This is a genomic window from Tessaracoccus palaemonis (genome assembly GCF_019316905.1).
Lineage (GTDB): Bacteria > Actinomycetota > Actinomycetes > Propionibacteriales > Propionibacteriaceae > Arachnia > Arachnia palaemonis.
Genome location: NZ_CP079216.1, coordinates 304,366 through 322,729, shown reverse-complemented (window position 1 = coordinate 322,729; position 18,364 = coordinate 304,366). Strand labels below are relative to the sequence as shown.

General features: G+C 70.3%; 18 protein-coding genes and 2 tRNA genes. 15 read left to right on the top strand and 5 right to left on the bottom strand.

What is annotated here, in order from left to right:
• The first annotated feature begins 79 nt into the window (after positions 1 to 79).
• From KDB89_RS01360 to KDB89_RS01345, 4 genes are all read left to right on the top strand, one after another.
• Positions 80 to 1,315, top strand: coding sequence for an ATP-binding protein (locus tag KDB89_RS01360; protein WP_219082803.1), 1,236 nt, complete (start codon positions 80 to 82; stop codon positions 1,313 to 1,315).
• 71 nt (positions 1,316 to 1,386) lie between these two features.
• Positions 1,387 to 3,039: a DUF389 domain-containing protein gene (locus KDB89_RS01355; protein ID WP_219082801.1), complete on the top strand. Its 1,653-nt coding sequence runs from the start codon at positions 1,387 to 1,389 to the stop codon at positions 3,037 to 3,039.
• A gap of 362 nt (positions 3,040 to 3,401) precedes the next feature.
• On the top strand, positions 3,402 to 4,532 hold the full coding sequence (locus KDB89_RS01350; RefSeq protein WP_219082799.1) for a ScyD/ScyE family protein: 1,131 nt from the start codon (positions 3,402 to 3,404) through the stop codon (positions 4,530 to 4,532).
• An 86-nt stretch (positions 4,533 to 4,618) separates the two neighbouring features.
• On the top strand, positions 4,619 to 5,101 hold the full coding sequence (locus KDB89_RS01345; protein ID WP_219082797.1) for a DUF456 domain-containing protein: 483 nt from the start codon (positions 4,619 to 4,621) through the stop codon (positions 5,099 to 5,101).
• 12 nt (positions 5,102 to 5,113) lie between these two features.
• Here KDB89_RS01345 and KDB89_RS01340 read toward each other — a convergent pair whose 3' ends face one another.
• Positions 5,114 to 5,395, bottom strand: a complete 282-nt coding sequence (locus tag KDB89_RS01340; protein WP_219082795.1) for a hypothetical protein — start codon at positions 5,393 to 5,395, stop codon at positions 5,114 to 5,116.
• Between the two features lie 66 nt (positions 5,396 to 5,461).
• The gene (locus KDB89_RS01335) at positions 5,462 to 5,989 is read right to left on the bottom strand and encodes a YdeI/OmpD-associated family protein (protein WP_219082793.1); all 528 of its coding nucleotides are present in this window, start codon (positions 5,987 to 5,989) and stop codon (positions 5,462 to 5,464) included.
• A 138-nt stretch (positions 5,990 to 6,127) separates the two neighbouring features.
• Between KDB89_RS01335 and KDB89_RS01330 the strand changes: the two genes are divergently transcribed.
• A complete protein-coding gene (locus tag KDB89_RS01330) occupies positions 6,128 to 6,964 on the top strand; it encodes an aldo/keto reductase (RefSeq protein WP_219082791.1) in 837 nt (278 codons plus the stop codon).
• 3 nt (positions 6,965 to 6,967) lie between these two features.
• On the opposite strand, the gene KDB89_RS01325 is transcribed toward KDB89_RS01330, so the two are convergent.
• Positions 6,968 to 7,390, bottom strand: a complete 423-nt coding sequence (locus KDB89_RS01325) for an ACT domain-containing protein (protein WP_219082789.1) — start codon at positions 7,388 to 7,390, stop codon at positions 6,968 to 6,970.
• Between the two features lie 140 nt (positions 7,391 to 7,530).
• Between KDB89_RS01325 and KDB89_RS01320 the strand changes: the two genes are divergently transcribed.
• The 4 genes from KDB89_RS01320 (at position 7,531) to KDB89_RS01305 (ending at position 10,508) form a co-directional block, all read left to right on the top strand.
• Positions 7,531 to 8,205, top strand: coding sequence for a TIGR00266 family protein (locus KDB89_RS01320; protein ID WP_219082788.1), 675 nt, complete (start codon positions 7,531 to 7,533; stop codon positions 8,203 to 8,205).
• Between the two features lie 66 nt (positions 8,206 to 8,271).
• Positions 8,272 to 8,520, top strand: coding sequence for a PLD nuclease N-terminal domain-containing protein (locus tag KDB89_RS01315; RefSeq protein ID WP_219082786.1), 249 nt, complete (start codon positions 8,272 to 8,274; stop codon positions 8,518 to 8,520).
• Positions 8,521 to 8,616: 96 nt separating this feature from the next.
• A complete protein-coding gene (locus KDB89_RS01310; protein WP_219082784.1) occupies positions 8,617 to 10,035 on the top strand; it encodes a S8/S53 family peptidase in 1,419 nt (472 codons plus the stop codon).
• Positions 10,032 to 10,508 (top strand): hypothetical protein, encoded by a 477-nt coding sequence (locus KDB89_RS01305; protein ID WP_219082783.1) that lies wholly within the window; start codon positions 10,032 to 10,034, stop codon positions 10,506 to 10,508. Before KDB89_RS01310 ends, KDB89_RS01305 begins: the two co-directional genes overlap by 4 nt.
• 66 nt (positions 10,509 to 10,574) lie before the next feature.
• On the opposite strand, the gene KDB89_RS01300 is transcribed toward KDB89_RS01305, so the two are convergent.
• Positions 10,575 to 10,668: transfer RNA gene (locus tag KDB89_RS01300), tRNA-Ser, on the bottom strand.
• Between the two features lie 81 nt (positions 10,669 to 10,749).
• Here KDB89_RS01300 and KDB89_RS01295 point away from each other — a divergent pair.
• Positions 10,750 to 12,792, top strand: coding sequence for an LCP family protein (locus tag KDB89_RS01295; protein WP_219082781.1), 2,043 nt, complete (start codon positions 10,750 to 10,752; stop codon positions 12,790 to 12,792).
• Positions 12,793 to 12,816: 24 nt separating this feature from the next.
• On the opposite strand, the gene KDB89_RS01290 is transcribed toward KDB89_RS01295, so the two are convergent.
• Positions 12,817 to 13,266: a hypothetical protein gene (locus KDB89_RS01290; protein WP_219082779.1), complete on the bottom strand. Its 450-nt coding sequence runs from the start codon at positions 13,264 to 13,266 to the stop codon at positions 12,817 to 12,819.
• A 74-nt stretch (positions 13,267 to 13,340) separates the two neighbouring features.
• On the opposite strand from KDB89_RS01290, the gene KDB89_RS01285 reads away from it, so the two are divergent.
• The 5 genes from KDB89_RS01285 to KDB89_RS01265 all read left to right on the top strand — a co-directional run bounded on the left by KDB89_RS01285 (position 13,341) and on the right by KDB89_RS01265 (position 18,299).
• Positions 13,341 to 13,428, top strand: a tRNA-Ser gene (locus tag KDB89_RS01285).
• A gap of 113 nt (positions 13,429 to 13,541) precedes the next feature.
• A complete protein-coding gene (locus KDB89_RS01280; RefSeq protein ID WP_219084156.1) occupies positions 13,542 to 14,354 on the top strand; it encodes a pseudouridine synthase in 813 nt (270 codons plus the stop codon).
• 134 nt (positions 14,355 to 14,488) lie between these two features.
• Positions 14,489 to 16,519 (top strand): CDP-glycerol glycerophosphotransferase family protein, encoded by a 2,031-nt coding sequence (locus tag KDB89_RS01275; protein ID WP_219082777.1) that lies wholly within the window; start codon positions 14,489 to 14,491, stop codon positions 16,517 to 16,519.
• Positions 16,516 to 17,244 (top strand): IspD/TarI family cytidylyltransferase, encoded by a 729-nt coding sequence (locus tag KDB89_RS01270; protein ID WP_219082775.1) that lies wholly within the window; start codon positions 16,516 to 16,518, stop codon positions 17,242 to 17,244. Before KDB89_RS01275 ends, KDB89_RS01270 begins: the two co-directional genes overlap by 4 nt.
• Positions 17,244 to 18,299, top strand: coding sequence for an NAD-dependent epimerase/dehydratase family protein (locus KDB89_RS01265; RefSeq protein ID WP_219082774.1), 1,056 nt, complete (start codon positions 17,244 to 17,246; stop codon positions 18,297 to 18,299). Before KDB89_RS01270 ends, KDB89_RS01265 begins: the two co-directional genes overlap by 1 nt.
• The last annotated feature ends 65 nt before the right edge of the window (positions 18,300 to 18,364 follow it).

The following is an 18,364-nucleotide window of genomic DNA, read 5'->3' as shown; positions in this document are numbered from 1 at the left end:
GCCGGCCGCCCGCGACAGCGGGCCCCCGCCGAGTCCGATAACTTTACCGGCGACCCGCACCGTCGATAAAGTTATCAACATGAGATCGCCGGTCACCAGCCCGTTCAGCCCCGGGTCCGACACCGTCCCCCAGGTGTGGGCCGGCCGGATCGAGCACCTGTCCGACTGGCGCGACGTCGTGCGTCCGCGCCTCATCGCCGGTCTCCCCGAGCGCGGCCGGATCTTCCTGGGCGAGCCAGGCCTGGGCAAGTCATCGCTCGCCCGGCGCATCGCCCGCGACGCCGCCGCGGCCGGGGACTGGGTCACGCCGCAGCTCCGGATCCCCGCGGGGACCGACCCTCTCAAGCGGGTGGCCGAGGCGCTGCTCCAGCTGGCCGATACGGCCGGGCTGACCGCGGGGAGGGAGGCGCGGATCGGGCGGGTGCTGGCGCGCGTGGAGTCGGTGTCCGTCTCGGGCACGGGGCTGACCCTGGGCCGAGCCGACGGCCCGGAGCCGTACCGCGCGCTGTTCGACCTCCTGCTCGAGATCGGAAGGGCGGCCATCGACCGGGGCAACGTCGTCCTCATCCACCTGGACGAGATGCAGAACATCTCCGACGCGAACGTCCTGTCCCAGCTGCTCGTCGCCCTGGGCGACGCCATCGTGCACGAGGTCGAGGTAGACGCCCCCGGCGGCGTCAGGATCGCGCGAACGCTCCCGATCGCCGTCTACCTCACCGGCCTGCCCGACTTCGCCGACGCCGTCGACGCCCGACGCGGCGCCACGTTCGCGCGCCGGTTCAAGGTCTCCGTGCTCGAGGCCATCAGCGACGAGGACCTCACCGCCGCGCTGTGGGAGTTCGTCGTGCACGGCTGGGCAGTCCCGGACGGCGAGGGCGGGACGTCGCGGGTCACCATGGAGCCGGAGGCCGCGGTCACGATCGTCGACGCCTGCAAGGGCGAGCCGTTCCTGTTCCAGCTCGCCGGCGAGCAGGCCTGGTACGCCGGGACGGGCGCCACCATCACGGCCGCCGAGGCGGCCGCCGGGTGGCGGGCCGCGTCCCGCGAGGCCGCGGCCCACGTCGAGCGCATCCTGGAGCGGCTCCCCGCCCGGGAGCGCCAGTTCGTCGAGGCGATGGCGGAGCTCGATCCCGACGACCGGACCCTGAAGCGGATCGCCCAGCGGCTGGGCCTGACCTCCGGGACGCAGGCGGGCACGACGGCGCAGCGGCTCGACACGATCCGCGGGGTCATCGACCGCGGCCGCCGCTACACGTTTAGGCACCGCGCCGTCGAGGCCTACCTGACCAGCGGGTGGCCGACGCTGCCGGCCTGAGACACAGCCACGATTCCCCTCCTGGGGCGCGGCGCAAGGACCCGGACGAACTGCGGTCCTAGCATGTGCCCATGCCCACGCCCGCATCCGTACCGCCCGACGCCAGGCTGCCCGTCCCAGGCGGACTGACCGGGCGGGAGTTCCTCCGGGCCACCAGCAACCCGTCGTCGCTGCGCGCCGTCGCGTTCGTACTCGCCGGGCTGACCGTCCTCCTCACCCCCACGGCGACGACGTCGGTCGCGCAGGTGATCGTGATCGTCGCGCTCGCGTTCCTCGGGGTGCAGGACCTCGTCTACGCCGCGACCGGCCGACGGTGGATCGGGCGGCGGGTGAACCGCGTCCTCGCGCTGTTCCGCGCCCTCGCCGGGCTGGCGGCCGCGGCGATCCTCGCCCTGCTGACCTGGGCGGCGGGCGCCGGGTCGTCGGTGAGTCTCTCGCTCGTCGTCGGGGTGCTGGGCGCCTACGTCGTGGCCCGCGGGCTGATGGCGGCGGTCATGTCCATCGTCAAGCACCGCGGCGACCTCCCCTTCCGGCTGGCTGCCGAGGCCGTCCTCATCGCGTTCGGCGCGCTGGCCTTCACCATGCCCGACTCCTTCAGCCACGCCGCGATCGTGGCCGGGGCCGTGGCGCTGGTGCTCATCGGGATCCTCGTGATCGCCTGGGGGCTGGCCCGGGAGCGACGCGGCTCGGACCTCGACCCGCAGACCGCCAGCGTGTCCGCCGTGTTGTGGGACTGGCTCCGGATCGTCGACGTCGGACGGCAGCGGCGCGAGGAACTGGCGGAGACGCTGTACTTCGAGCGGCCGTCCCTGATGACGAAGGTCGCCTCCTGGTGGGCGATGCTCGTGCTGTCGGTCGCGATCGCCACCTACGCCGTGCTGGCCGACTCGACCGCCGTGGTGATCGGCGCGATGCTCGTCGCCCCGCTCATGGTGCCGATCCTCGGTCTGGCCGGGGCCATCGTCAACGGCTGGGGCCGCCGCGCCACCGGATCCCTGATCCTGGTCTGCGGCGGCGTCGCGGCCGCCGTCGGGTTGTCCTTCGCGCTGTCGTCGTGGGCGCCCGTGATCGTGAGCTACACGGCGAACACGCAGATCCTGTCGCGCATCCACCCCAACACGCTCGACATGCTCATCGCGCTGGCCGCAGGCGCGGCCGGTGCCGTGGCGACGGTGAGTCCCAGGGTGTCGTCGTCGATCGCGGGCGTCGCGATCGCCGTCGCGCTGGTCCCGCCTCTGTCGGTCGTCGGCATCAGCCTCAGCGCGGGCAATCTGTCCGACGCGGCGGGCGCCATGCTGCTGTTCCTGACGAACTTCGTCGCGATCGTCCTGTCCGCGGCCTTCACGTTCGTCGTGACCGGCTTCGCGTCCTGGAAGCTGCTCCGGCACCGGCCCCGCCAGGTGGCCGTCACCGTCGCGCCGTTCCTCGTCATCGCCGCCCTGATCATGATCCCGCTGACTCTCAGCGCGCAGGGCATCACCTCGGGCGCCTCTGACGTGCGCGCTGCCGAGCGTTCGGTCGCGACGTGGCTGGGTGACGACTCGGGGTTCTCCGTCGACGGGATCTCGGTCACGAGCGACGACGTGACGGTCGAGCTGGGCGGCGAGGGATCCCCGCCGGACGCGGCGGTCCTGCAGGCCGAGCTGGCCGAGCAGCTGGGCCGCGAGGTCGGCGTGACGCTGCGGGTCTCGCCCGTCGAGGTGACGACGCTGCCGCCCAGATAGTCGCCTCGCTCCGCTCGGCGCCCTTCGACATCAAGGCCTGTGCTGAGCTTGTCGAAGTGCTCAGGGAACCGGCGACAGGCTCAGGGAACCGGTTCGTTGAGCACTTCGACAAGCTCAGCACAGGCCTGTCGAAACGCCTCGAAGCGAAGCGAGAGGGCACAGCTGCGACGCCGATGAAAGGAAGGACGTCGCGTCCGCGACTCTGTGAGAATCCTGTCGCCGCGGTGAGAACATTTCCAACCCCCGTCGGCGCGAGGCGTGCCCATTCCGACCTCTAGCGTCGTCGCAATGGGCTCATTCCGAGCTCGCGACGGGGGACGCGGGCCGATCCGTGCCCCCACGACGATGTGGGAGGAATCCTCATGGGATCACGAGCGCGAAAATCGGCGGCCGCGGCCGTCGGACTCGCCCTGCTGGCACTGGGCGCCGTCGCCCAACCGGCATGGGCGCACAAGGGGCACCAACAACCCCACCACAACCTGCGGGGCCAGGTACTCACGACCGCGGTCGCCGCGCCCTTCGGGCTGGCGGTCAGCGGGAAGAAGGTCTACGTGGCCGACGGCATGGCCGGCACGGTGACGACGACGTCGGGGAAGACGATCGTGTCGAAGCCGGGCTATGACGTCGCGGGCGTCGACGTGTCCGCCAGGAACAAGTCGCTGGCCTACACCTTCACCAACGGCGACCACACGGAGGCAGGGCTGACCATCACCGCACGCGGCAAGGCGGACGTGGTGGCCGACATCGCTGGCTACGAGGCGGCGAACAACCCCGACGGCGCGTCCACCTACGGCATCGTGGGCGGGAGCAACGCCTGCGCCGAGGAGATCCTCGGCGGCCTGACGGGCGGCGCGGCGACCTACCCGGGCATCATCGACGCCCACCCGTACGCGGTGGCGAACGTCGGGAGCAGCTGGCTCGTCGCCGACGCGGGGGCCAACGCGATCTTCTCTGTCAGCCGCGCCGGCAAGGTGTCCACCTACGCCGTGCTGCCGCCGCAGGTGGTCAAGATCACGGCCGCCATGGCCACTGGTCTGGAGGAGTCGTTCGGGGCACCCGCGGGTTCTTTCTCCTGCCTGGCGGGCGTCTCCTACGCCTTCGAGCCGGTGCCGACCGACGTCGAGGTGGACCGGAAGGGCACCGCCTACGTGACCGTGCTCCCCGGAGGGCCCGAGGACGATTCGCTCGGAGCGCGCGGGGCGGTGTACCGCATCGGTCGGTCGGGTCAGGCCACCAAGGTGGCGTCCGGCTTCCTGGGCGCGACGGACCTGGCGCTCGGCTCCGACGGCACGATCTACGTCACCGAGTTGTACAACGGCCGGGTCGCCGCGGTGAAGGGCAAGAAGGTCACCACGGTAGTGAAGATCGACAGCCCGCTGGCCGTCGAGGTCAGCGGCAGGAAGCTCTACGTGAGCACCATGGGCGAGATCGACTTCTCCACCGGAGAGGTCCTCTCCCCCGGCAGCGTGGTGAAGTTCACGTTGCGACGCTGAGCCGCACGGCCGACGCGACGCCGCCCCGCTTCAGCGCGGGGCGGCGTCGTTGCGTCCGCTGCTGGCGCGGTCCGTAAGGTTGAGCCATGGAGTTCCTCGTGGCGATCGCCGCCATCCTGCTGGCCCTCGCGGGGCTCGTGGGCATCGTCTTCCCCGTGCTGCCCGGCAGCCTCCTCGTCGGCGCGGGCGCCCTCGTGTGGGCAGTGTGGGGCGGGTCCAGCTGGGGTTGGATCGCCTTCGGGTTCGCCGTGACGCTGCTCGCCATCGGTGCGGGCAGCAGCTGGCTGCTGACCGGGCGCTCGCTGCGGGAGCGGGAGGTGCCTGGCTGGCCCGTCACCGTCGGCATCGTCGTCGGCATCGTCGGGGTCTTCGTGCTGCCCGGTTTCGGGCTGCCGATCGGCTTCGCCGTCGGCCTGCTGCTCGCCGAGTGGTGGCGGCTGCGCGACCTGCCTCAGGCGGCGTCGACCAGCTGGGCCACGATCAAGGCGTTGGGCGTCGGGATCCTGGTCGAGCTGGGCTGCGCGATGCTCGCGACCTCCATCCTGGCCATCAGCATCATCACCAGCTGACCGACGCCACCCCTACACCTCCGTGAGCCGGAACCCGTCGATGGGGACGCTCTCCCACTCGTCGAAGGGATCCTCGGAGACGGCCGCGCGTGCGACGGGGGCGAGCCGCTCGAAGGCGTCGCGCGAGGCGAACACCGCGAGACCGACGAGCCTGTCGGAGTCTGCGTCCTCCAGCGTGTGGATGGCGACCAGACCCTCGCGTCCCCGGATCGCCGCTCCGTAGCGGTGCATCGACTCGATGAGCGCACCGCGATGCTCCGGCCGGGGATGGTGCACGGACATGAGGATGAACATGCGCCCACGCTAGGTGCGACCGCCGGCCAACCGGGCACCCGAGCGATGCTCTTCCCGCCCGTCCAGCTACTCGCCTGTCATGAGCTTGCCGCTGCGCGACAGCTCCGGGTCGGTGCAGGAGGACAGGTCGAAGCAGCACGGGCGACGCTTGCCGTTGTCCAGCTTGGAGATGCTCACCGCGACGCGCTTCTCCCGGGTCGCCGGGTTCCGGGTGGCGCCCACCCACCGGACCCACTCCCACCGGGCCATCGGGGTGATGTCCTGCCAGACCGCCTGCACGTCGGCAGGGGCGCCGTCGAGTGCGGCGGCCAGGTCGTCGGGCACCTCGGGCTCGGGCCAGTCGCTGCGCACCGCGAGCGTCACCGCCACCCGGTCACCGACCGCCGCGCTCCCGAGAAGCTCCGGGGTGAGACGCAGCCAGTGCCCGCGGCGTCCGTCCGGCTCCACGACGGTGTCGAGGTCGCGGCCGTCCACGGTCGCGGTCACGGCGACCTGGCCGCGCGACGGGAGCTCGGCGCTCGCCTCGCCTGGCAGGCGGACAAGATCGGTGTCCTGGATCCGCTCGACCGCTGCGTCGAATGTGATGACCGCCATGGCCTGAGCACCTCCCCCGCGGGCCGGGTGACCCACTCGTCGACCCGAGCGTAACGCGGTCCAGGCCAGGGGTCGCAGCCCCGTTCTCGCCCGGCGAACCAACCTCGGAGGGCCCCGCGGCGGTGGCAGGCTGGCGACATGACGGATTCCTCGTACCTCACCTCCCACGACGGGCTCACCCTCCCCGCGGTCGGCTTCGGCACCTACCTCCTAAAGGGGGAGGCGGGCGTCGGCTCCGTCCTCGACGCCATCGACGTCGGCTACCGCCTGCTGGACTCCGCGTTCAACTACGAGAACGAGGGGACCGTCGGCGAGGCCGTGCGCCGCACCGGCGTGCCGCGCAAGGAACTGATCGTGACCTCGAAGCTGCCGGGCCGCCACCACGCCTACGAGCCGGCGACGCAGTCCATCGCCGAGAGCGTCTTCCGCACCGGGCTCGGCTACCTCGACCTGCACCTCATCCACTGGCCCAACCCGAAGGTCGGGAAGTACGTCGAGGCCTGGCGCGCCATGATCGACGCCCGCGAAGCGGGACTGGTCCGGCACATCGGAGTCTGCAACTTCGAGCCCGAGCACCTCGAGACCCTGCTGGCCGAGACGGGCGTCCTGCCGTCGGTCAACCAGATCGAGGTCCACCCGTACTTCCCGAACCTCGAGGCCATCGCCTGGAACCGCGACCACGGCATCATCACCGAGGGCTGGTCGCCGCTCGGGCGGGGCACCCAGCTGCTGCAGGAGCCGGTGATCGTCGGCATCGCGGAGCGGCTCGGGAGCGACCCCGCCGCCGTCGTCCTGGCGTGGCACCGGGCACACGGCGTGCTTCCGCTGCCGAAATCCGGTAACCGGGAACGCCAACTGGCCAACCTCGCGACGTCGCTGGTGCTGAGCGACGACGACCTGACCCAGATCGCGACCCTCGCCCGCCCCGACGGTCGCACCACCGGTCAGGACCCGCTGACCTGGGAGGAGTTCTGAGCCTCAGTCGTAGAAGCCGAGCGCGGAGAGGATCTTCCGCATCCGCGACCTCGGTTTCTTCAGCCGGGTGAGGGTGCTCATCGCGTCGACCAGGCGGTCGGCGGGCACCAGTAGGTGGTCGTGGTGGAAGCCGGCCAGCACGTTGCAGGAGACGCCGGCCTCAGCCAGCGCCGTCGCCACCTCGGCCGTCAGCCCGACGGCCTCGAGCGACGAGTTGACCTCCAGCGTTAGCCAGGCCCACTGCCCCTCGTACTCGAGGCCGGCCTCGTCGGCGTCGGACTTCGCCATGACCAGCGTCGCACCCTCGCGCTCGACGATCCGGGCGTGCGCGGGCAGGTTCCGGTCCGAGACGACGAACACGAAGGTCCCCTCCCGGACGCTGGGGTCGAGGTCGCGGAGCAGGATGCTGAGGTCGGTCTCTGCCATGCCGGGAGCCTATTATCCGACGACCCGCCGCCGCCCGGATGCACAGTCTCCGACCCGCCATCGACGTCGAGCCCCGGCCACGCTAACGTGACCCCCAGCTGGCCTCAGCGTCGAGGCCAGTCCACCACACAGGGGAGCCCATGGACGTCTCGATCACCTCAGGTCCCGCCTTCGCGATGGGCACCATCACGATTCCTCCGGGTGGCGCGGTCCGCGTCGAGGCCGGCGCCATGGCCATGACCCGCGGCGACATCGGCATGGAGACCTCGACGCGTGGCGGCTTCATGAGCGGCCTCAAGCGATCCCTGGGCGGGGAGAGCTTCTTCGTCAACGACTTCCACTCCGGCACCGGCGGGCAGGTCGGCGTCGCCGCCGCGCTGCCCGGCGACATGGTCGAGGTGACCCTCGACGGACGGCAGGCGCTGCTGGTGCAGTCGGGCTCGTGGATCGCCTCCGACACGACGATCCAGGTAGATTCCAAGTGGGGTGGCGGCCGCGGATTCTTCTCCGGGGCGGGACTGATCCTCCTCCGCTGCACGGGGGTCGGCGAGGTGCTGCTCGCCTCCTACGGCGCGATCCACGGGTTCAGCCTCGCACCGGGCGAGACGATGACCATCGACACCGGGCACATCGTCGCGTTCGACGAGACCGTCAGGTACTCCGTCCGGAAGGCCGGCAACTGGAAGTCCACCATCCTCGGCGGCGAGGGACTGGTCACCGACTTCGTCGGCCCCGGCCGCGTGTGGCTCCAGACCCGCTCCACCAACGACCTGATCAGCTTCATCCGAGAGGTCAACCCGCAGCGCAGCAGCTGAGGCGACCCCAAGCCGCACTACCACCGCCGAACTAGGCTTCCACCACACGAGAGAGGATGCTGAGCCATGCATCATGAGATCGGACACGACAAGCACCACGGGCATCTCCCGAAGTCGCGGGCGGGCAGGTTCGCGCTGACCGCGCTGGCGGGAGCCGACGTGGCCCTGCGCGCCGTCGCCCTGGCGGACCTGGTGAACCGACCCCAGAAGGAGGTCAAGGGCAGCAAGGCCGGCTGGGCCGTCGCCCTCACCGTCGTGAACTCGGTGGGCATCCTCCCGCTCGCCTACCTGATCCTCGGGCGCGACGCGGACTGACGCTCCACCTGGCATCGGCGGCTGCCTACGTGCCGCAAGGACCCCACCTCGCAATACCCTGAGTGCACTGACTGGGACTCGAGGGGGAGCCTGGACATGAACGCTGGTGGGGGCGGGGAGTTGCAACTCCTCGAGGGCGGCGGCGCGGACGCGACCGGCGCGCTCCTGGGGCGCTACGCACCGGCCACGGACTCCTGGGACCTCCCCATGGGGGGCGAGTTCTGGGAGGCGGTCCGTTCGGCGCACGGCCTCGGGCGCCGGGGCGCCGGTCGGGTCATCGCCATCATCGACGGAGGATTCGACGCGACCCTCCCCGCCATCGCGCGGCACCCAATGGCCTGGGACCAGGACCCGTACGCCGGGACAACCCACGGCACGGTCGTCGCGCTGCTGACCCACCAGGTCGCACCCGAAGCCCAGCTGCTCCTTTACCCGGCGTCGGCCGACGGGCGCCTCAGCCTCGACCGCGTCCTCGCGGCACTGCGGGACTGCCTCGACCGTCGGGTCGACGTCGTGAACCTGAGCCTCGGGCTGGGAATCCCCATGGCGGACGCCTCCCCCGCGCTGGCGGCCGACGACGCGACTCCCTCGGCCGCCCGCCCCGACGTCGACGACCCCGCCGAGAACCTCGACGTCGATGACTGGCGCAGGATCATCAACGTTCCCCACTCGCCGCTGTGGCTGGCGGCCCGTGCGGCGGCGGCCGGCGGGGTCTCGGTGATCTGTTCGACGGGCAACAGCGACACCGCTGTCTACGTCCCGGCGGTGGTGCCCGGCGTCATGGCGGTCGGCTTCCAGCTCGTGGCGAGGACGATCACCACGGGGATGGAGGAGGCCGTGTCGAAGCAGCCGACCTTCGTCCAGTCCCACTTCGCGGACCTGCTGATCGTTCAGCCGGCGGGAGTGCTCGGCTCGAGCTTCGCCTCCCCCCTGCTCGCCGGCTTCGCCGCGCTCATGACCGACCGCATGGAGCTGCCCGACTTCGCCCGTTGCGCCCGACGCGCGGCGAACGCCTCCGGCGCCATGCTGCTGCTCGAACAGGGCGACGGGGACAACGAATTCCTGAACCTTGTCGACTCCCTCTTCAAGGAGGCGCTGCGCAGCAGCCCGCATCCCCACTACGACGGCGACGTCTACGCGGTGCCGGAGTGCCCCGAGTGCGCGCTCTTCGCTGCCCCGGCCTACAACGACTTCGGGCTGTTCGCCATGGCCACCGGCCGCCTCGACGTCGCGGTCAGGCTCTTCGCCACGCTTCGACAGATCGCGCCGACGAACAGCGCGGCGGCGGCCAACCTCGGGGTCGCGTTCTCCGAGCAGGCCCGCCACGCCGCCGAGACGGGGAACCACGGGGAGGCGGCGTGGCTCTACGAACTCGCCGTCGGACACATGGGCAACGCCGTCGCGCTCCGCCCCGAGCATCAGCCGTACGCACAACGCCTGACGGAGTTCAGGCTGGCACTCGCCGCACAACAGTCCGCAGCGCCGCGGACGCCTAACGAAGGGGAGACACCATGACCGACATCCGACTCTCGATCCGGATCGACGACGAGGAGGACCTGGCCGCCGCCCTCGCGGCCAGCGAGAAGACGGGCGTGCCCGTCCAGGCCGAGACGCCGCCGCCGAGCGGCGGCCTCCAGGAGGCCTTCGAGCCGGTGACCGCCATCCTCATCGGCGCCGGCGTGGTCGCCGGTGTCAAGATGATCCTCGACTGGTGGGAGCGCCGGAAGGGCGGGCTGGTCATCGACCTTCGCAAGGACGTCAAGGACCCGCTCTACCGCGACCGTGACGTCCCCTTCGGATACATCGTCACGTTCCCGACCGACGGCGGCAAGGTGACCGTCGACGTGAAGGATCTGCCCGACTCGGCGGAGAAGTGGATCTCGGAGGTCATCACCGCGGGCTTCAAGACCGTCAAGGACACGGTGGATGCGGCCACGAAGGCCCTGGGCGGCGACAAGGTGACCGCCGAGGAACCTGCCGCAGGCTGAGCACTCCACCCGTCGGAGGTCCGCACATGACTCGAGCCCCGGCCGATGGCCGGGGCTCGTCTCAACTGGCGGAGGTGGCGGGATTTGAACCCGCGATGGGGTTGAAGCCCCAAACCCGCTTAGCAGGCGGGCGCCATAGACCGTACTAGGCGACACCTCCAGTGCCGCTCTAGCCTAGCCGAGCGCGACGGATGCCGCCAAACGAGCCCGCGGGTAGACTCATCGGCGCAGGAGGACACTGATGAGCGAAGACCACCAGCGGCCCCGCCGCGGGCTCCCCCCGGACGCACCGAGTCCGGCAGAGGCGAGCTACCCGGCGATGGGAGGGGCCGACGGGTCCTCCGAGCCCTCTGTGGATGAGGCCGACCGACCCCGCCCCGTCCTCGACCTGGCCGACAGCTGGTTCCGCGCCGAGTCCCGGCGCCCCGAGGATCCGGCGAACGGAAGCCGCTCCGCCGGAGGCACCGCCAACCCGGAAGCACCCGACCCCGACCTGACCCCGGCACGCGGCATCCACCTCGGTCGCCACACGGCCGTCGGTGCCTGGGAGGCGCAGTCCTCCCCCACCGATGCGACGCGCGACGAGCCGGAAGCACCCGTCGGCCCGACGATCCCCTCCGATGTGGAGGCGGACGCCGAGGTGGCGGAGGGCGAGGCGATCGTCGAGGAGCAGGCGGAGGAGCGCCCCGTCGACGTCGCCGCCCTGATCGCCGCCACGGACGCCGCCGCCTTGCCGACGCCGGACACGACCTGGCTGGCGCCCGAGCACGCAGCTGCCGTCGAGGACGACGGCCGACGCAGTCTCCGGGCATCGATCCTCCTGACCCTCGCCTCGCTGGTGCTGCCCGGATCCGGACTGCTGGGCGCGAGGAGGACGTGGCTCAGGGTCCTCGGCGGCACCGTCGCGCTGCTGATGATCGTCGTCGCCGTCGTCGGCGGCTGGTATGCGCTCAACAACCAGGTCGCGCTGGCTAAGTTCGCCGCCTCCAGCTCCCGCCTGACGTTCCTCAGCTTCGCGCTCGCCGCCTTCGCCGTCGTGTGGGTCGGGCTGATCGCCACGACCCACATCGTGACCCGCCCGGCCGGCACCAGGGGCGGCCGCAAGATCCTCGGCGCCGTCGTAGTGACCGCGCTGGCGTTCACCGCGTCCGCACCGTCGGCCGTCGGCGCCCGCTACGCCCGCGATGCCTATCTCCTGGTTAACCAGGTCCTTCCCGACGCGAGCGACGTGAAGGCCACCAGCCGCCCGACCCTCGCCACCCAGGAGGCCGACCCGTGGGCCGGCATCGAGCGGGTCAACGTCCTGCTTCTCGGCGCCGACGGTGATGCCTCCCGAGCGGACCGGATCGACGACTACGGCATCCGCACCGACACCATCATGGTGGCCTCGATCGACACCGCCACGGGCGACACCACGCTCATCCAGATCCCCCGCAACGTGCAGTACACGCCGTTCCCCGAGGGATCCGAGATGGCATCGGTGTTCCCCGACGGTTTCAGGGGTACACCCGAGTCCGACTTCTGGGTCAACGGCATCTGGGAGACCGTCGAGAAGCAGTACCCGGACCTGTTCGGGGACGCGACCTACCCGGGCGCGGAGGGCCTGAAGCAGGGCGTCGAGGGCATCACCGGCCTGAAGATGGACTACTTCGTGATGCTCAACATCGACGGGCTCAGGGAGCTCATCGACGCGATGGGTGGCGTCACGGTCAACATCAACCAGGAATTGGCGATCGGCGGCTCGCACGAGCCCTATCGCGAGCCCAGCGGCTACCTCACCCCCGGCCCGAACCAGAAGCTCGGCGGCTACAAGGCCATGTGGTACGCCCGCAGCCGCTTCAACACCGACGACTACAACCGCATGGCCCGCCAGTCCTGCCTCGTGGACGCGATCATCGCCCAGGCGAATCCACAGACGCTGCTGACGAGCTTCGAGCCGATCGCCGCGGCCTCGGCCGACCTGCTGACGACCGACATCCCGCAGCAGGATCTGAGCGCCTTCATCGACCTGGCCTTCCGGGTCAAGGACGCCACGGTCAGCCGGCTGGTATTCACCAACGGCAAGAACGGCTACTCCTACGCCGACCCGGACTTCGACGCCATGCAGGCGGCCGTGAAGAAGGCGATCACGCCCAAGAAGACGTCGTCGGCGAAGCCCTCCACCAGCTCGTCCGCGACCGCGACCAAGAGCAAGACCGCCACCGCCACGAAGACGGCGACCAGCAACGGCGAGGGCGCGGAGACCGTCGCCGATGCCTGCGCCTACACGGGCGACGCGGAGTAGCCTTTCGCGCCCCGACCGCCTGCCTCAGGCCTGAGGCAGGCGGCGCGAGGCCTTGAGGTGCGCCTTCACGTCGGCCAGCACAGTGTCGATCTGGGGGCTGTCGCCGCGCGGGAACAGCAGGTGGGTGCGCCGCACGTTGCCGTGGTAGATGGTCACGTGCGATCCCTCGTCGGACTGCGTGACCTTGCTCACGTCGAGCCACCGGCCCGTGTGCTCGACGGCGCTGCCGGTGATCCGGTACCCGTCATCGTCGAGCTCGACGCGCACGGCCAGCCTGGAAAGGGACAGGAACGCCAGGACCGCGAGGACGACTCCCACGGCGAGAACCACGCCACCGATGATCACGACGGCGACATGCCAGTGCCACATCAGGCCGCCAACCAGTAGAAGGGCCCCGAGCAGAGCGGCGACGGCGGCGATCGCGAAGGCGCGCACAGGCGGACGCGGGGGGATCACGTAGACGGTTCGACCCATGACGGAAGCCTACCGGCGACGGTTCCGCCGCGGTGGAGCCCCCGCGGAGCGGCACGCTAGGATGGCGGCGCACTGGCGAGGTCGCATAGTGGACTAGTGCAGCCGCCTTGAAAGCGGCCGAGGGGCAACTCTCCGTGGGTTCGAATCCCACCCTCGCCGCCATCAGGAGGTCTCCGATGCCACCCAGATCGCCGCTGCCGCCCCGGCACGGCCTGCAGGCCGCGTGGGTCCGGACCCCCGACCGCGACCCCGACGATCCGATGCCCTGGCCGACGATGCGGGACTGGCTCGTCGCCAAGCTCGCGCCCAGCCCCGACGACGTGGACGCGCTGCTCGCCGACGGCACCTTCGTCGACCAGCAGGGCCGCCCCATCACCGGGCGCGAGCCGTACACGCCGCACACGTTCATCTGGTTCCACCGTCCCCTGCGGGACGAGCCGGAGGTCCCGGGCGAGCTGATCGTCCTCCACCGCGACGACCGGATCGTCGTGTTCGACAAGCCGCACTTCCTCTCCACCATCCCGCGCGGGAAGCACGTCGTGCAGTCGGCGGTCGTCAGGGCGCGGCGGGCCCTCGACCTGCCGGAGCTGTCGGCCACCCACCGCCTCGACCGCGGCACGGCCGGGGTGCTGCTGATGACGACGGAGAAGCGGTGGCGCGCGCCCTACCAGTCGGTGTTCGCCGAGCGCCGGGTCGCGAAGACCTACCGCGCCGTCGCCCCGTTCGATCCCGCGCTCCGGTTCCCGATGCGCGTCGAGTCGCACCTCACCAAGCGGGTCGGGCACCTGCAGGCGGAGACCCTCGACCTGCCGCCCAACTCCTTCACAGACATCGACCTGCTCGAGGTCCACGGCGACCGCGCCCTCTACGAGGTCCGACCGCTGACCGGCCGCACCCACCAGATCCGGGCCCACTTCAACCAGCTCGGGATCCCGCTGATCGGCGACCCGCTCTACCCGGAGATCTCCCCCGTCGACATCGACGACTTCAGCGATCCGCTGCGGCTGCTCGCCTACCGGCTCGAGTTCGTCGACCCGGTCGACGGGTCCCCGCGCTCGTTCACCTCCGCACGGACGCTCCCCTGGTAGTCGGCTGGTAGCCTGCCTGGGTCCGACGGGCCGTGCCCGCGGCGTGGCCCCGCTGCCCGGATTTGGCAGAATGGGGACCGCTGGCACCAGCCGGCCACGGGGCGGCAGACCGGTCGCGCCGAGAAAGGAAGCCCATGCCCACCCAGTTCACCGTCACGTCGATCACGTGGGAGCGGGTCAACCTCACCATCGACCTGAAGGCCACCTGGGCCCCGGACTGGGACCCCACGAACCGGCAGCCCGTCCTTCCCGCCGACCGGATACGCACGCTCGACGACCTGCCCGAACCTGCCGCAGCACCGAAGCGGACGGGCGTGGTCGGCGGTCCGGGGTTGGCGCCCATCAGCGAGGACGACGCCGACGAGAGCACCGACCCGGATCTGGAGGCCGAGGACTCCGACGCAGGCGGTGATGCGGACGAGGAGTCCGTGGAGGCCGCGGCCTCCGGCCGCAGGTCCGGCCACCAGGACGACGAGGAGGCCGCCGACTCCGGCATCCTGCCGACACTGGCTTGCGTGTTCATCCGCGACGTCAGCACGGGGCACGACGTCGACTGGGTACACCTCGGCGAAGGCAACTACCGCATCCGCATCAGCCTCTCGACGTTCGCGAACCGCAAGTTCCTGCCCAACGGCACCTGGAAGTTCTACGCCTGGCTGGACAACGGGACCGAGGCCGGAGCCGTGGTCGGCGCCCGCTGGCCCCTGGCCGAGCTCGACGCTCTCGAGGATCACTCGCGCGTCTTCCTCTACTCCGGCAACAAGAACGCCTACACCGTCTCCTTCGGCATCACCGAGAGCGAGAGCCCGCTGTTCGCGATGCGCGCCTACAGCTTCGGGCGCGGGGGCGGCGCCAAGAAGAAGTTGTCCCCCGTGCTGCACCCGGTCAGGCGGACGAAGGCCACCATCAAGTCGTGGACCTCGACGGCAAAGAAGCGTCAGCTGGCCAAGGACATCTACGAGCGGTCGCTGCAGGCCGAGCGCATCAGGCGCGCCGTCACCGACAAGCCCGGCACCGTGCGCCGACCCCGGATCCTGTTCGCCTCCGAGGCCCGCGAGGGCATCGAGGGCAACCTGCTGGCCGTGCGCGACCGGATGCTCGAGCGCGGCCTCGACAAGACCTACGACTTCCACTACTCCTTCCGCACCCGCCACACGGCCACGAGCCTCGGCTTCGTGAAGCTGCTGCAGGAGATGGGCAAGGCCGACATCATCCTGCTCGACGACTACTTCCCGCCGCTCGGCTGGCTGAACCTGAGCCCCGAGACGAAGGTCATCCAGCTGTGGCACGCGGGCAGCGGATTCAAGAGCGTCGGCTACAGCCGCTTCGGCAAGTTCGGCTCCCCCGGCCTGACCAACGCGCACCGCAAGTACACGTATACGATCACCGGCTCCCGGCACCTGAAGCACGTCTACTCCGAGGCATTCGGCATCGAGGAGGAGGCGGTGATCCCGACCGGCCTGCCCCGCATCGACACCTTCCTCGATCCGGCCGACCAGGAGGCCGCCCGCCGCGACGCCTACGAGGCATTCCCGCAGCTCAAGGGCAAGAAGGTCATCCTCTTCGCGCCGACGTTCCGCGGTCGCGGCGCGGCGGAGGCGACGTACCCGTACGACAAGATCGACTTCGACGCGCTGTATGAACTGTGTGGCGACGACACCGTCGTGGCGTTCCGCATGCACCACTTCATCCCCGGCCAGGTGCCGATCCCGGAGCACATGCGCGACCGCTTCATCGACGTCGCCAGCTACCGCAACGGCAACAACCTGCTGCTCGTCACTGATCTGCTGATCACCGACTACTCGTCGATCATCTACGAGTACTCCCTGCTGAAGCGCCCCATGCTGTTCTTCGCCTACGACGAGCAGGTCTACTCGTCGGTGCGCGGGTTCCACCGCCCCTACGTGGAGACGGCCCCGGGCAAGGTCTGCCACAGCTTCGACGAGCTGCTGGCGGCCATCCGCGACGAGGACTTCGAGACGTGGCGCGGCGACCAGTTCCGCACGGAGAACTTCGATAACATCGATACCGGTTCCTCGGACCGGGTCATCGACTGGCTGATCCTCGGCGAGCCCCCGGCCGAGGCCGTGGCACGCGAGCGCCACGCGGACGTGGCGGTCACCCCCGCCCAGGTCACCGACGACGAGCAGAAGGAAGTCCGTTGAGCACCAACATCGCGGTCATCTTCGCGGGCGGCATCGGCTCCCGCATGAACAGCAAGGCGCTGCCGAAGCAGTTCCTCGAGATCCACGGCAAGCCGATCCTGATCCACACGCTGGAGAAGTTCGAGAACCACCCGGAGATCGACGCCATCGTGCTGGCCACCAACCCCGACTGGCGCGATCTCACCGAGAAGCTGCTCCGCAAGCACGAGATCACCAAGTGCCAGTGGGTCGTCAACGGCGGCGAGACCGGCCAGGAGTCCCGCCACAAGGCGCTGCGTGCCATCGCCGCCGACGTGGAGGACCCCTCCGACGTGATCGTGCTGCTGCACGACGGTGTCCGTCCCCTCATCAACGACGCACTGATCTCGGAGAACATCGAGATGGCGCGCACCAAGGGCAACGCCATCACGTGTACCAAGAACAACGAGACCGTCGCCGTCAGCGCCGACGAGACCATCACCGAGGTCATCCCGCGCGACCACATCTATGCGGCCCAGGCCCCGCAGACCTTCCATCTCGACGAGATCCTCGCCCTGTACGACCTGGCCGTCGAGGAGGGCGAGACCAACTCGATCGACTCCTGCACCCTGATGGCCACCCACGGCCGTCAGCTGTTCCGGGTCGAGGGCCCCCGCTCGAACATCAAGATCACCACCGCGGAGGACTTCTACGTCTGCCGCACCTACTTCGACGTGCTGGAGACCCAGCAGATCGCGGGCATGTGATGCAGTCCCTTCCCCCCGTCATCGGCGAGGACGTCGCCGAGATCATCGGCCGCGACCTCCCCTGGGATGAGCTCAGTGGGAAGACGGTGCTGGTGACCGGAGCCAACGGCATGCTCCCCTCCTACGCCGTCCACACGCTGCTCGGCCTCAACGACGCCCGCGATGCGGGTACCACGGTCATCGGGCTGGTCCGCAACGAGGAGAAGGCCCGCCGCATCCTCGGCCCGGTCCTCGACCGGCCCGACTTCCGGCTCCTCGCCACCGACGTGACGCAGCTGCACGACCTCGACGGCGACCTCGACGTCGTCATCCACGGCGCCAGCGCCGCGCGCCCCGCGCTGCACGCCTCCGACCCCGTCGCCACCATCAAGGCCAACCTGCTCGGCAGCTTCAACCTGCTCGACCTGTGCGTCGCCAAGGGCGCCGGCCGGTTCGTGCTGATGAGCTCGTCGGAGGTCTACGGCGCGCAGCCGGAGGGCGTCCGGCTCATCCCGGAGAACTCCTACGGCGGCTTCGACATCCTGAACCCGCGGGCCAGCTATTCCGAGGGCAAGCGCGCCGCAGAGACCATCGCCTCGGTCTACGCGCACCAGTACGACCTCGACGCCCGCATCGTGCGCTTCGGCCACATCTACGGCCCCGGCATGGCGCTCGACGACGGCCGCGTGCAGGCCGACTTCGCCGCCAACGTCGTGCGCGGCGAGGACATCGTCCTCAACAGCGACGGCGCCGCGATGCGTACCTACACCTACGTCGCCGACGCCGTCGCGGGCATGTTCTCCGCGCTACTGCTCGGCACCGACCGCGCCTACAACGTGGCCGACGCGAACGGGATGGTCAGCATCCGCGACCTCGCCCTGCACTTCACGAAGGCCCGCCCGGAGAAGAACCTGCAGCGGGTCTTCTCGAACCCGGATCACGCCGACGACCGCGCCTACAACAGCAGCGCCTTCCTCGGGCTCGACAGCTCTGCCCTGGAGGCGCTGGGCTGGAAGGCACTGGTGGACCTGGATCACGGCATCGACCGGATGCTCCGCAGCTACGAGGGCCGCTGACCCGGCCACCCGATCTGAGGGCCCGTGACCTGCCGGTCGCGGGCCCTTCCGCCTCCCACCTGTAG